Annotated in this window: 13 protein-coding genes; 7 read left to right on the forward strand and 6 right to left on the reverse strand. The window is 61.6% G+C overall.

From position 1 onward, the window contains the following. The first annotated feature begins 11 nt into the window (after positions 1-11). On the forward strand, positions 12-581 hold the full coding sequence (locus BBJ66_RS20205; protein WP_003579679.1) for a DUF2059 domain-containing protein: 570 nt from the start codon (positions 12-14) through the stop codon (positions 579-581). A 95-nt stretch (positions 582-676) separates the two neighbouring features. Then, the gene (locus BBJ66_RS20210) at positions 677-961 is read left to right on the forward strand and encodes an acylphosphatase (RefSeq protein WP_049731984.1); all 285 of its coding nucleotides are present in this window, start codon (positions 677-679) and stop codon (positions 959-961) included. 45 nt (positions 962-1,006) lie between these two features. On the opposite strand, the gene BBJ66_RS20215 is transcribed toward BBJ66_RS20210, so the two are convergent. Further along, entirely contained in the window at positions 1,007-1,225 is a 219-nt protein-coding gene (locus tag BBJ66_RS20215; protein ID WP_003569075.1) for a hypothetical protein, read from the reverse strand. Positions 1,226-1,408: 183 nt separating this feature from the next. Here BBJ66_RS20215 and gor point away from each other — a divergent pair, with 183 nt between their 5' ends. After that, positions 1,409-2,794 carry a glutathione-disulfide reductase gene (gor, locus tag BBJ66_RS20220; RefSeq protein ID WP_071089222.1) on the forward strand — a complete coding sequence of 462 codons (1,386 nt, stop codon included), beginning with the start codon at positions 1,409-1,411 and terminating at the stop codon, positions 2,792-2,794. A gap of 15 nt (positions 2,795-2,809) precedes the next feature. Here the strand turns inward: gor and BBJ66_RS20225 are convergent, their stop codons facing one another. After that, a complete protein-coding gene (locus tag BBJ66_RS20225) occupies positions 2,810-4,093 on the reverse strand; it encodes a pilus assembly protein TadG-related protein (protein WP_049731987.1) in 1,284 nt (427 codons plus the stop codon). A 254-nt stretch (positions 4,094-4,347) separates the two neighbouring features. On the opposite strand from BBJ66_RS20225, the gene BBJ66_RS20230 reads away from it, so the two are divergent. Next, positions 4,348-5,721 carry a class II 3-deoxy-7-phosphoheptulonate synthase gene (locus BBJ66_RS20230; RefSeq protein ID WP_049731988.1) on the forward strand — a complete coding sequence of 458 codons (1,374 nt, stop codon included), beginning with the start codon at positions 4,348-4,350 and terminating at the stop codon, positions 5,719-5,721. 72 nt (positions 5,722-5,793) lie between these two features. Here BBJ66_RS20230 and BBJ66_RS20235 read toward each other — a convergent pair whose 3' ends face one another. Next, complete coding sequence (locus BBJ66_RS20235; protein WP_071089224.1) at positions 5,794-7,629, reverse strand: ABC transporter ATP-binding protein; 1,836 nt, start codon at positions 7,627-7,629, stop codon at positions 5,794-5,796. 297 nt (positions 7,630-7,926) lie between these two features. On the opposite strand from BBJ66_RS20235, the gene BBJ66_RS20240 reads away from it, so the two are divergent. Next, a complete protein-coding gene (locus BBJ66_RS20240) occupies positions 7,927-8,325 on the forward strand; it encodes a GFA family protein (RefSeq protein WP_071089226.1) in 399 nt (132 codons plus the stop codon). On the opposite strand, the gene BBJ66_RS20245 is transcribed toward BBJ66_RS20240, so the two are convergent. After that, positions 8,322-8,852, reverse strand: coding sequence for a DUF1003 domain-containing protein (locus BBJ66_RS20245; protein ID WP_049731991.1), 531 nt, complete (start codon positions 8,850-8,852; stop codon positions 8,322-8,324). The two genes, BBJ66_RS20240 and BBJ66_RS20245, sit on opposite strands and share 4 nt — an antisense overlap. 190 nt (positions 8,853-9,042) lie before the next feature. Here BBJ66_RS20245 and BBJ66_RS20250 point away from each other — a divergent pair, with 190 nt between their 5' ends. Together BBJ66_RS20250 and BBJ66_RS20255 are read left to right on the forward strand one after the other, a co-directional pair. Continuing rightward, the gene (locus tag BBJ66_RS20250; protein ID WP_071089228.1) at positions 9,043-10,725 is read left to right on the forward strand and encodes an NAD+ synthase; all 1,683 of its coding nucleotides are present in this window, start codon (positions 9,043-9,045) and stop codon (positions 10,723-10,725) included. A gap of 97 nt (positions 10,726-10,822) precedes the next feature. Then, positions 10,823-11,650, forward strand: coding sequence for a TolB family protein (locus BBJ66_RS20255; protein ID WP_071089230.1), 828 nt, complete (start codon positions 10,823-10,825; stop codon positions 11,648-11,650). Here BBJ66_RS20255 and BBJ66_RS20260 read toward each other — a convergent pair. Further along, on the reverse strand, positions 11,647-12,711 hold the full coding sequence (locus BBJ66_RS20260) for a 3-deoxy-7-phosphoheptulonate synthase (protein ID WP_071089231.1): 1,065 nt from the start codon (positions 12,709-12,711) through the stop codon (positions 11,647-11,649). The genes BBJ66_RS20255 and BBJ66_RS20260 overlap by 4 nt on opposite strands. A 322-nt stretch (positions 12,712-13,033) precedes the next feature. Further along, positions 13,034-13,615 carry a hypothetical protein gene (locus BBJ66_RS20265; RefSeq protein ID WP_071089233.1) on the reverse strand — a complete coding sequence of 194 codons (582 nt, stop codon included), beginning with the start codon at positions 13,613-13,615 and terminating at the stop codon, positions 13,034-13,036. Positions 13,616-13,652 lie beyond the last annotated feature (37 nt).

A 13,652-nucleotide genomic window follows, 5' to 3' on the forward strand; every position in this document is an offset into this window, starting at 1 on the left:
AGCATACACTCATGATGAACATTGCAGGTCTTGGCCGTTTTGCCGCTGCGACGATCGTTCTTTCCGGGCTTGCATTCGGCTCCGCCGTCAAGGCGCAGGAGGTCTCCGAAGAGCAGCTGAAGGCGTCTCGCGCGGCGATCGACGCCATCGGCGCCACCGCCCAGTTCGACAACATCCTGCCCGGTCTTGCCGAGCGCCTGAAGGCCGGCCTGATCCAGGATTCGCCGAACTACCAGGACATCATTTCGTCGACGGTCGATGCGCAGGCGCTGGCGCTGGCGCCCCGCCGCGGCGATCTGGAGAAGGAAGCGGCGCTCACCTATGCCAAGACCTTTACCGCCGACGAACTGAAGGCGATCGCCGATTTCTACAATTCCGACGTCGGCAAGAAGCTGCTGCGCGACGGCCCGGTCGCCTCGCGCGAGACGGCGAAGGCTGCCGACATTTGGGCGCAGGGCATTTCCCGCGACCTGGAAAAGCAGAGCAATGCCGAACTCTCCAAGGTCATCAAGGCGCCGCCGCCGGCAACCGACAGCCCGGTTGCACCCGCGCCCGCTCCGGCGCCGGCTGCCCAGAAGTAAAGTCCGCCTCAGCGGATTTGCAAAAGCCCGGCATCGCCCGGGCTTTTTTGCTATGATGGATGCCGCAACAGCGATGAGGCTTTTGGTGAGGCAACATGTCCGCTCATTACGAGGCAATGCGCGTGCGGGTATCAGGCAGGGTCCAAGGTGTCGGGTTTCGCATGTGGACGCGCGATGAGGCGTTGCGGCTCGGGCTCACAGGCTGGGTGCGCAATGAAGCGGACGGATCTGTCGCCGCTTTGATCGCAGGGCCCGATACCGCCATATCGACCATGATCGAGCGTTTTGGCCGCGGGCCTGCGGGAGCATCGGTTTCCGGCGTTGAGACGGAACCGAGCCCGCTTGAGAAAATGCCGCCGGATTTCCGCATCACCGGTTGAAAGCTGCAACCGCCAGGGGATGTGCATCGCAGATACGCCTGACGCTCAGCCCCAATCTTTCGAGCTCTTGGCCAATTGCCATACGCCCGTTTCATCCGGCTCGACGCGCTTGTTGCCGCGGTAGAAGATCGGCAGTCCGGTTTTCTTGTCCATCGCGAAGCGGCTCGGCGCGTATTTTTCGTTCTCGTGGCCTTGGATGGCGAGGCCGAGCGCTTCCTTGAATTTGCCAGCCTTGCACAGGTTGGCGAAGAGAGTTTGATCCATCGTTTGCTCCGGCTTCTTTTTTACTGTGTGGATTTGCCTGCCAGCCCCAGGCGACCGGGTCAACCGTTTGACGGGAAGATTCGGGCGAAGGGAACGGGATGATGCAGGAGCGGGCTTTTGTTTTCAGGACGATCGCCCCTATATCAGGAGCATCCTTTCTGCGATTCCCTTCCGGAGCTCCTCATGTCTTCCTACGACTACGACCTCTTCGTCATCGGCGGCGGTTCCGGAGGCGTGCGCGGCGCGCGCGTCGCCGCCTCGCTCGGCAAAAAGGTGGCGATCGCCGAGGAGTACCGCTACGGCGGCACATGCGTCATCCGCGGCTGCGTGCCGAAGAAGCTCTTCGTCTATGCCTCGCAGTTCCACGAGCATTTCGAGGATGCCGCCGGCTTCGGCTGGACGGTCGGCGAAAGCAGCTTCGACTGGAAGAAGCTGGTGGCGGCCAAGGATGGCGAAATTGCCCGGCTGGAAGGCCTCTACAAGAAGGGCCTTGCCGGCGCCAATGCCGAGATCCTGGAAACGCGCGCCGAACTCGTCGACGCCCATACGGTGCGGCTTGTGAAAACAGGGCAGACGGTGACGGCAAAGACCATCGTGATTGCCACCGGTGGACGGCCGAACCCGCATGCAGCCCTTCCCGGCCACGAGTTCTGCATCTCCTCCAACGAAGCCTTTCATCTCGAAGAGCTGCCGAAATCGATCGTCATCGCCGGCGGCGGTTATATCGCCGTCGAGTTCGCCAATATTTTTCATGGCCTCGGCGTCGAGACGACACTGATCTATCGCGGCGCCGAGATCCTGTCGCGCTTCGACGAGGATCTGAGGCGCGGGCTGCACGAGGCGATGGTCGCCAAGGGCATCCGCGTCCTCTGCCACGACACGCTGCAGAAGGTGTCGAAGGGTGAGGGCGGGCTCGTTCTGGAGACGTTGAACAGCGGCACGCTGCAGGCCGATGTCGTCATGCTGGCGCTCGGGCGCGATCCGAACACCGAAGGTCTCGGCCTCGATGCGGCCGGTGTCGCGGTCGACGAGCGCGGCGCGATTATCGTCGACGACTATTCCCGCACCAATGTCGAAAATATTTATGCGCTCGGCGATGTCACCAATCGGGTACAGTTGACGCCGGTGGCGATCCACGAGGCGATGTGCTTCATCGAAACCGAGTACAAGAACAATCCGACCCGGCCGGACTACGAGCTGATCCCGACCGCCGTCTTCTCGCAGCCGGAGATCGGCACCGTCGGTCTTTCGGAAGAGGAGGCGGGCAAGCGTTACGGCGAGCTCGAGGTGTATCGGGCGCAGTTTCGGCCGCTGAAGGCGACACTTTCCGGTCGGGCCGAGCGGATGATCATGAAGCTGATCGTCGATGCGGCAAGCCGCAAGGTGGTGGGCGCCCATATCCTCGGCCACGATGCCGGCGAGATGGCGCAGCTGCTCGGCGTCACACTGAAGGCCGGCTGCACCAAGGACGATTTCGACCAGACGATGGCGCTGCACCCGACGGCGGCCGAAGAGCTCGTCACCATGTATGCGCCGAGCTATCGGGTCCGTAACGGGCAGCGCGTCTAAGTCTTCCCTGTGCGCTTAGCTGGTAATGCGCGGCGCGCGGATGACCTTGAGGAAGAGCGCCTTCATCGCGTCGGCAATACCTTCGGTCGGCGATACCTCGAAATAGAAGCCGGGCGAGGCGCATGCCTGCATCTTCGTCGGGATCTCGTTCTGGAAAGGCTTAATCCAGGTATTGTACCAATTGTTGCTCGGCAACGGCAGATAGGTGGTATAGAGCACGGCGATCTTGACGCCGCGATCCTTCAAGGGCTTGCAGAAGGAGGTGTCGATCGGCTCCTGACAACGGCCGCCGGTTGTCTTCTTGGTGCACGTGGACGGCTTGTAGCTGTCGCCGACGCCATCGGAAACGAAGAATAGGATCTTTTCGGGGCTGGTGTTCGACGTGCCGTCACCGGCCGGATCGATGATGGTGTTCATCTGCGTCATGGCGCTGTCGAAGTTGGTGATCTGGTCGCTATTGTAGTTCTGGTAGGGAATGGTCATCAGATCGACCGCGTCGGTATAGTTTTTCACCTTCGTCAGGTCGGAAGTAAGGCCGGAAATCGTCGTGAGCTTTGCGTCCTCGGCCTTGGTGCCGAACGTATATACGCCCATGCGGAACTGGCCGCTGCTGACGCGCTGGGTCTTGGCTGTATCGGTCAGCGCCTGGGTCGCCTGGCGCACCACGTCGATGCGCATGGCGACGCCGAGGCTTTTGGCGATGGTGTAATTGTTGGTGCTCTGATCCATCTGGTGGCAGGCAAAGGCGCAGCCTGTCTTGGCCTCCAGCTTTGAAACATCGTTGGGTGTCGCGCCGACGCCCATCGAGGGCGTATTGTCAAGCAGGATGTAGAAATCCATGAAGGCGGCGGTCTGGTATTCGGCCGTTGCCGTGCCGGAGATGGTGATAGAATCCTTGCCGAGAATACGCATGAAGGTGGTCGGCACGGTGGCGGTGAAGGAAACCTGCGAATTCAGCTTGTTGGCGGTCTTGGTAACGTCGATGCCGAGATCGACATTCACGTCCGCCAGTTCTCCCGACACCTGCGACATGAAGATGCTGCGGGCGTCGGTCTTGCCGAGCGAGATCGTGCCGTTGCCGCTCATGGTCATGGCGGCGGCGACCGCGCCGGATTTTTCGGCGATCGAGCCGACCGCGGCAGCATCGGCGGCGGCGAAGAGCTGGGTGCGCAGGCTCATGGCGTGAGCGAAATCCACCGCCATGCCTGCCGTGCCAAGGAGCGGCACCATCAGCAATGCCGTCATGATGCCGAAATTGCCTGAACGGTCCGATATGAAGCCCGGCGGAAGGATCGCCATGACATGTCCCCAATGTTGAAACTCTTCCCGGTTCTACATTCAAAGTCTAAAATATGGGGAAACCGACATGGTATATGCTGGTTTAACGGTGGAATCGGGGATTTTTGCCACCTATATGCGAGCATTGGCCGGTGGCGGCGGCACGGCATGGAGCGTCGGCCGATTGGCCTTTGCAAGCCCGGTCTAAAGGTCTATAAGCCGCCGCAATCAAGGATAGGTGCATCCCAGGGATGGATGTGAATGAGGTGAGTGACATGGCAGAGAATTGGACACCGAGCAGCTGGCGGCAGAAACCGATCCTGCAGGTTCCCGAATATCCGGATGCAGCCGCTTTGGCGGCAACGGAGGCCACGCTCGCCAGCTATCCGCCGCTGGTTTTTGCCGGCGAGGCGCGCCGCCTGAAGAAGCATCTCGCCAATGTCGCCGAGGGCAACGGCTTCCTGTTGCAGGGTGGTGACTGCGCCGAGAGCTTCGCCGAACACGGCGCCGACAATATCCGCGACTTCTTCCGCGCCTTCCTGCAGATGGCCGTCGTGCTGACCTTCGGCGCGCAACTGCCGGTCGTCAAGGTCGGCCGCATCGCCGGCCAGTTCGCCAAGCCGCGTTCCTCGAACGTCGAGAAGCTGGGCGACGTGACGCTGCCGGCCTATCGCGGCGACATCATCAACGGCATCGAATTCACCGAAGAGTCGCGCATCCCGAACCCGGAACGTCAGGCCATGGCCTATCGTCAGTCGGCCGCGACGCTGAACCTTCTGCGCGCCTTCGCGATGGGCGGCTACGCCAACCTCGAAAACGTCCATCAGTGGATGCTCGGCTTCGTCAAGGACAGCCCGCAGGGCGAGCGCTACCGCAAGCTTGCCGACCGCATCAGCGAAACCATGGATTTCATGAAGGCGATCGGCATCACCTCGGAAAACCATCCGAGCCTGCGCGAGACCGATTTCTTTACCAGCCATGAGGCGCTGTTGCTTGGCTACGAGGAAGCGCTGACCCGCGTCGATTCCACGTCGGGCGACTGGTATGCCACATCGGGTCACATGATCTGGATCGGTGACCGCACGCGCCAGGCCGACCATGCGCATATCGAATATTGCCGCGGCATCAAGAACCCGATCGGCCTGAAATGCGGCCCGTCGCTGCAGGCCGACGATCTCTTGCAGCTGATCGACATTCTGAACCCGGCCAACGAAGCCGGGCGCCTGACGCTGATCTGCCGCTTCGGCCATGAGAAGGTCGCTGAAAACCTGCCGCGGCTGATCCGCGCCGTCGAGCGCGAGGGCCGCAAGGTCGTCTGGTCCTGCGACCCGATGCACGGCAACACGATCACGCTCAACAACTACAAGACCCGTCCCTTCGAGCGGATCCTGTCGGAAGTCGAAAGCTTCTTCCAGATCCACCGTGCCGAAGGCACGCATCCCGGCGGCATCCATGTCGAAATGACCGGCAAGGACGTGACGGAATGCACCGGCGGCGCCCGCGCCGTTACCGCCGACGACCTGCAGGATCGCTACCACACGCATTGCGACCCGCGCCTCAACTCCGACCAGGCACTCGAACTCGCCTTCCTGCTTGCCGAGCGCATGAAGGGCGGCCGCGACGAAAAGCGCATGGTCGCCAACGGCTGAGATCTTTACACAACGGACGACAAAAACCCGGCGCGAGCCGGGTTTTTTATTGCTGTGGAGCTGGCCGCTCGCTCAGATGCTGGCCTGGACGCTGTGCAGGTTGGCGTAAACGCCATCCTGCGCCATCAGCTCCTCATGCGTGCCCTGTTCGACGATGCCGTCAGCCGTCAGCACCAGGATGCGGTCGGCATGGCGGACGGTCGACAGGCGATGGGCGATGACCAGGGTGGTCCGGCCATTCGCGAGGCTGAGCAGCGCCTGCTGCACCGCCCTTTCGCTTTCGTTGTCGAGCGCGCTGGTCGCCTCGTCGAAGATCAGGATCTCCGGATCCTTGAGGAAGGCGCGGGCGATGGTGACGCGCTGGCGCTGGCCGCCGGAGAGCTTGACGCCGCGCTGGCCGATATCGGTGTCATACCCTTGCGGCAGGGCCATGATGAAATCGTGCGCATTGGCGGCGCGGGCCGCCGCCTCCAGCTCCGCATCGCTGGCGTCGGGCCTGCCGTAGCGCAGGTTCTCCGCCACGGTGCCGGCAAAGAGATAGACATCCTGCTGCACCACCCCGACATGGCGCCGGAGCGAGGCCAGCGTCACATCTCTTATATCGGTGCCGTCGATGCGGATCGCTCCGGCCTCGACATCGTAGAAGCGCGGTATGAGCGCACAAAGCGTGCTCTTGCCGACCCCTGAAGGACCGACGAGGGCAACGAACTCGCCGGGCGCAATGGTAAGGGAAAGCCGCTCCAGCACGCGCGGGCCATCGGCCTCGTAGCCGAAGGCGACATTAGAGAAACTGATCTCCCCCTTTGGCGCCGGCATCGGCCGGGCGGCCGGCCGATCGGTGATATCGGGGTCGATCTCCAGGATCTCCATGGCCCTGATGAAGCCGGTATAGCCCTCCTGCCAGAGACGCACGAAATTGGCGAGCCGCTGGACGGGATCGACCGGCACGGCAACGCAGAGCAGGAAGGTCAGCATATCCGGGACGGTCAGTTCCGCCGCCAGGATGCGTAAGCCGCCGACGACGATCACCAATATGGTGACGAGCTGGGCGAAGGTTTCGGTGCCCACCGAAAACCACGCCTCGCTGCGGTAGCCTTCGGCGCGGCTCTGCAGGAAGCGCCGGTTCTGCTCGGCAAAGCGTTCCCTTTCCAGCGCCTCGTTGGCGAAGGACTGGACGACGCGGATGCCGGCCAGCGCATCCTCGACGCGCTCGTTGACCGCGGCGATCTGGTGCTTGCTGGCTTCCAGCGCGCGGTTCATGCGCCGGTTGAAATAGAGCGCATAGATCACCGCGACAGGCGTCAGCAGCAGAATGAGGCCGGCCAGCGGCGGATCGATGAAGAACAGCACCAGCATGGCGCCGCCATATTTCAGCACGGCGATGGAAAAGTCCTCGGGACCGTGATGGAAGAGCTCCCCCAGCCACAGGGAATCATTGGTGATGCGGCTCATCAGCTGGCCGGTGCGCTGGCGGTCGTAGAAGCTGAACGAGAGCCTCTGGCAGTGCTCGAACAGTTCCTGCCGGACCGTCGCCTCGATGCGGGCGCCCATGACGTGGCCGCGATAATCGACGAAGAAGATGGCGGCGATCTGGACCACCAGGACGGCCAGCATGACGCCGCCCATCCCGAGGATTTGGGCAAAGGCCTCAGGGGCGTCGGGCAGATCCAGAAGGCGGCTGGTGACGATATTGGCGCAGAGCGGCAGCGCGAGCGCCGTGCCGGCGACAAGGATGGCGCATAGCAGATCCGCCAGCAGCAAGGGCAGATGCGGGCGATAATAGGAGAGAAATTTTCGCATGCGCGACCAGCGTCGGCCGCGGTCGACGGTGGGGCCTTGCAGGAATAATTTCAGGAAGGCGTTATGGCGTCGCGAGCTTTTCCTCGCGCGGGAGAACCGAATATTCATGAGGCAGAATGTCCCTGTGGGCGATGTTTCCTTTCTGTTTGGACAGGGTCGCTCTCATATCAGTCTCCCGGGGACGAACGAAATTGGAGCCGCAGTATCGCCGACAACCGCGACGGATTCAATGCCGGGAGGGGACGAGAGGGACGGCTGTTGTCGACAAGCAACAGCGATGACCGCAGCAGCCGAGCATCGGCAAGGCCTGCGGCCTTCAAGATTTCTGATGATTTTGTTGAACGGAATGGATTTGACGGCAGGCGCGATCGGCGGCAATTTCCAGTCAAAAAGGGGAGAGCGATCATGACCGAACGGCATACAGGCGGCTGTCTTTGCGGCGCCGTGCGTTATTCAATCGGGGCAAAGCCCGGACCCGTCGTCGGCTGCCATTGCTCGCAATGCCGCCGGCAGACAGGGTTTTATTATGCGGCGGTCAACGTGCCTCGTGCGGCTCTTTCGGTGGAAGATGCAGGCGCGATCCGCTGGTATCGGTCGAGCCCCGAAGCCCAGCGCGGCTTCTGCTCGAATTGCGGTTCGGCGCTGTTCTGGCAGGGCGACCAATCGCCGGAGATTTCCGTCATGGCCGGAAGCTTCGACGAGCCGAGCGGCCTTGCCTTCAGCCATCACATCTACTGCGCCGACAAGGGCGATTTCTATGAGATCACGGATGGCCTGCCGCAATATGACAGGTTTCCCGTTTAGCCCCTGGCGGCAAGCTCGGCGCTGAGGCGGGCGACGTCCTCGCGAAGCGCCGTCAGTTCGGTCAGCACGCGCATGTCGATCTTCTGGTGCAGGGAGAGCACCTCGAGTTCGGCCTTGAGATTGACTTCGTAATCCTTGGCGGCCTCGAAGCGGTCACGTTCGGCCTGGCGGTTCTGCGACATCATGATGATCGGCGCCTGGATGGCGGCGAGCATCGACAGGATCAGGTTGAGGAAAACAAAGGGGTAGGGGTCGAAAGCGCCTGTTGCCAGGATGATGGTGTTGATCAGCGTCCAGACGACAAGGAAGGCCAGGAAGGCGAGGATGAACGACCAGGAACCGCCGACGCGGGCGATTCCATCGGCGACACGCTCGCCGAACGAGGCCTCGGCGGAAAGAGCGGCGTTGATATCGGTCGAGATGACCTTGCGCGCGTGCGCCTTCGCCAGCACGCGTTTTTCGATGTCGCCGAGTTCGTCGGCCGGCTTGTCGAAATGATGGTGCATGAAGTTCGAAAGATTAGACATGGCCTGTTTCCGGTGCCCGTTATCGATGCAGTCGCGTTTCGGGCAGTATTCCGTTCCTCCGCCAAATTGCAATGCGTGTCCATGCCGCGAGGCTGCGGCGTGTCCGTTCACAAAAATTTCGTCACCGCTAGGCGCGGCTTTTGCCGCGGGACATGTTGCGGTTGCGGAAGGTGCAGGCTAATTAAATGACATGACACAGGAAAACGCTCTTTCTGATATCTTCCGCATTGCCATCGGGCAGCTCAATCCGACAGTCGGCGATGTCGCCGGCAATCTCGTCAAGGCACGCGAAGCGCGCGCCGATGCGGCTCGCGAAGGCGCGCATCTGCTCGTCCTGACCGAGCTTTTCATTTCCGGCTATCCGCCTGAAGATCTGGTGCTGAAGCCGGCCTTCATCCGCGCCTGCTGGAAAGCGGTGGAGAGCCTTGCGGCCGATACCGCCGATGGCGGGCCGGGCGTTCTCATCGGGTTTCCCCGTCAGGACGAGACGGGACGTTATAATTCCGTCGCCGTGCTCGACGGCGGCAAGGTGATCGCGGTGCGCGACAAGATCGACCTGCCGAACTACGGCGAGTTCGACGAGAAGCGCGTCTTCAACCAGGGCGCCATGCCGGGGCCGGTGAATTTCCGCGGCGTGCGCATCGGCATTCCGATCTGCGAAGATATCTGGGGCGATCTTGGCGTCTGCGAGACGCTGGCCGAAAGCGGAGCCGAGATTCTGCTGTCGCCGAACGGTTCGCCCTATTATCGCGGCAAGGTCGATATCCGCCATCAGGTGGTGTTGAAGCAGGTGATCGAAACCGGCCTGCCGCTGGTCTATGCCGCCCAGCTTGGCGGCCAGGACGAACTGGTGTTCGACGGCGCGAGTTTCGCCTTCAATGCCGACAAGTCGCTGGCCTTCCAGATGAGCCAGTTCGAGACGGCGCTGGCGGTGACGACATGGAAACGCGGTGAGGCCGGCTGGCACTGCGCCGAAGGTCCGATGGCGCATATTCCTGAAGGCGAGGAGGCCGACTACCGCGCCTGCCTGCTCGGCTTCCGCGACTACGTCAACAAGAACGGCTTCAAGACGGTGGTGCTCGGCCTTTCCGGCGGCATCGACTCGGCGATCTGCACGGCAATCGCCGTCGATGCGCTGGGCGAGGAGCGAGTGCGCACCGTCATGCTGCCCTACCGGTACACATCGGAAGACTCGCTGAAAGATGCGGCCGATTGCGCAAAGGCGCTCGGCTGCCGTTACGACATCGTGCCGATCGAGCAACCGGTGACGGGCTTCAGCAATGCGCTGTCCGATCTCTTCGCGGGCACGGACAGCGGCATCACCGAGGAAAACCTGCAGAGCCGGGCGCGCGGCGTCATTCTGATGGCGATCTCCAACAAGTTCGGCTCGATGGTGGTGACGACGGGTAATAAGTCGGAAATGTCGGTGGGTTACGCCACGCTTTACGGCGACATGAATGGCGGCTTCAATCCGATCAAGGACCTCTACAAGATGCAGGTCTATGCGCTGGCCCGCTGGCGCAACGAGAATGTGCCGCCGAGTGCGCTGGGGCCGTCCGGCGAGGTGATCCCGAACAATATCATCGACAAGGCGCCGTCGGCCGAACTGCGCCCCGACCAGAAGGATCAGGATTCGCTGCCGCCCTATCCCATCCTCGACGATATTCTCGAATGCCTGGTGGAAAAGGAGATGGCGGTCGAAGAGATCGTCGCGCGCGGCCATGACGTGGCGACCGTCCATCGTATCGAGCACCTGCTCTATCTCGCCGAATATAAGCGGCGGCAATCGGCGCCGGGCGTGAAGATCACCAAGAAGAATTTCGGGCGCGACCGGCGCTATCCGATCACCAACCGTTTCCGGGATCGGGACTGAAACGATCGGGATCACTGGCGCGATCGGGATCACTGGCGCGATCGGGATCACAGAAGCGATCGGGATCACTGGCGCGATCGGAATATCGGGAGGAAACATGCGCAGCTCGGTCGAGATCTACAATGTCAGGAAGGGCAGAGCCCGCGAGGTCTGGCAGACGGACATGCTCGTGGAGGCGCCGAACTTCGCGCCTGACGGTTCCTACCTGCTTTTGAACGGCGACGGGCTGCTCTACCGGCTGCCGCTCAATGGCGGCGAAGTCAGCAAGGTCGATACCGGCTTTGCCGTCAACTGCAACAATGATCACGGTATTTCGCCCGACGGCACCAAGATCGTCATCTCCGACAAGACCGAATTCGGCAAGTCGACGATCTATGTCCTGCCGATCGAGGGCGGCACGCCGCGGCTCGTTACGGAAAATCAGCCCTCCTATTGGCACGGCTGGTCGCCGGATGGCCGCCAGCTTGCCTATTGCGGCATCCGCGATGACCTCTTCGACATCTATACGATCTCCGTCGACGGCGGCGCCGAGACGCGGCTGACGCATGGCGAGGGCCGCAATGACGGGCCGGATTATTCTGCCGACGGGCAATGGATCTACTTCAACTCCAGCCGCACCGGGCTGATGCAGATCTGGCGCATCCATCCCGATGGCACCGGCCTCGAACAGGTGACCTCGGACAATCAGGGCAACTGGTTCGCCCATCCATCGCCCCAGAACGACAAGGTGCTGATCCTGTCCTACGACCCCTCGGTTTTCGACCACCCGCGCGATCTCGACGTGCGGCTGCGGCTGATGGATATGGATGGCGGCAATCTGAAGACGCTGTTCGAGCTGTTCGGCGGGCAGGGCACGATCAACGTGCCCTGCTGGTCACCAGACGGTGACGAGTTTGCCTATGTGCGCTATTTTCCAGTCGCTTAGACAGCCGCTGCCTTGCGCCGTTCGCGGGCGGATTGAGCTAGGTCTTCCAGCGTCGCCACCGACATATCCCAGTCGATGCAGCCGTCGGTGATGGACTGGCCGTAGACCAGCTGTTTGCCGGGGACGAGATCCTGGCGGCCGGCGACGAGGTTGCTCTCGATCATCATGCCCTTGATGTGGCGATTGCCGGAGGCGATCTGCGCGGCTACGGATTTGACGACGCGCGGCTGGTTCATCGGATCCTTGCTGCTGTTGGCATGGCTGGCGTCGATCAGGATGCGCGGGGTTACGCCAAGCTTGACGGCCTCACCGACCACAGCTTCCACGTCGGCCGCTTCATAGTTCGGCTGTTTGCCGCCGCGCAGGATGATGTGGCAGTCCTCATTGCCCCTCGTCGACGCGATGGCCGCCTGTCCGTCCTTGGTGACGGCGGGGAAGTGATGCGGCTGCGAGGCGGCCAGGATAGCGTCGAGCGCAACACGGACGCCGCCGTCAGTGCCGTTCTTGAAACCGATCGGGCAGGAGAGGCCGGAGGCGAGCTGGCGATGGATCTGGCTTTCGGTCGTGCGTGCGCCGATCGCGCCCCAGCTGACGAGGTCGGCAATGTATTGCGGCGTGATCGTCTCGAGGAATTCGACACCGGCGGGAAGACCCATGGCATTGACGTCGAGCAGCAGGCGCCTGGCAATCCGAAGCCCTTCCTCGATGCGGTAGCTGCCATCGAGATGCGGGTCGTTGATCAAGCCCTTCCAGCCGACCGTGGTGCGGGGCTTTTCGAAATAGACGCGCATGACGATTTCGAGATCGCTGGAGAAGCGCTGCCGCTGTTCCCGAAGCCGCTCGGCATATTCGCGTGCCGCAGCAGGATCATGGATGGAGCAGGGGCCGATGACGACGATCAGGCGGTCGTCTTCTCCCTCGAGAATCCTATGGATTGCATGGCGGTTGCTGGTCACCGTCTCGCTGACGGCAACGGTTCGGGGGATTTCCGCGATGATATCGGCGGGTTTGGTCAGCGGGGTGATCTCGAGGATACGGAGATCGTCAATGGTATCGGACACGGTATGGCTCCTGTTTGGTCATACCGTGCGGAACAAAAAAAGCCGCCAGGTAGACTAGCGGCTGTTCGGGTTGTCGTCGCGTCGACTTCAGTTACGCATAGACCCGCATCCGCTGAGAGTAGCGGTACCAATAAAATCGCGAGGCGTAGATCGAAGTGGTCGACATCAGGCGTATGTAGCGTTGCAGCAGCCCGTTGTCACGCAGAATTTGCGGCTTGAAAATCCGGCTCCTGCGGGATCACCAATCGCTATCGAAAGGAGACAAAAAGCATATCGCCCAAAAGCGCGTGGCTTCTGGGCGATATGAACGCAGAACCTGAGATCAGAGGGCGTCGACGTTCACGCCGACGGTGATGGCGCCGATCGGTGTTCCCTTATCGTCCGATATGGTGACGCTTGCCTGCGACTGCAGCGTCTGAGTCGATTCGTCCTTTTCGATCTCATCGACGAAGACGGCGTCCTTGCCGGCGCCGAAGGATTTCTGGAACTTGCCTTCATCGCCCTGCCAGTAGTCGGAGGTGGGATCGCTTTGGCCGACATTCAGCCCCTTTGCATCCATGACGAAGATCTCGGCAATCTTGCCGCCGGAAGCCTCTTTCTTTTCCTGAAGGAATTTCGACAACGCATTGCCAAGCACGCCGTCGATCATCGAATGGTCGGAACCATCGACCTCGGCGCGCCACTTCTTGTCGAGAGCGTCGATATCGGCCTGGCCCAGATTGGCGTTTGCGGTATTCTGCGCCTTGATGGCCTCGATGATGACCGGGTCGTTAAGCCATGGCTTTATATCGCTTGTGACGTAGTCGGAGATCGGGGCGAGTTTCGCATCCTGCGCCATGGATACGCCCGTCGGCACGGCAATTGCGGTGCAGGCCAAAAGAAATGCGGACACAACTTTCTTCATAACTGTTCCCTTCCTGATTATGGGTGCTGAGGAATAA

Source organism: Rhizobium sp. RSm-3 (assembly GCF_001854685.1).
In the GTDB taxonomy this organism is placed as follows: domain Bacteria; phylum Pseudomonadota; class Alphaproteobacteria; order Rhizobiales; family Rhizobiaceae; genus Rhizobium; species Rhizobium ecuadorense.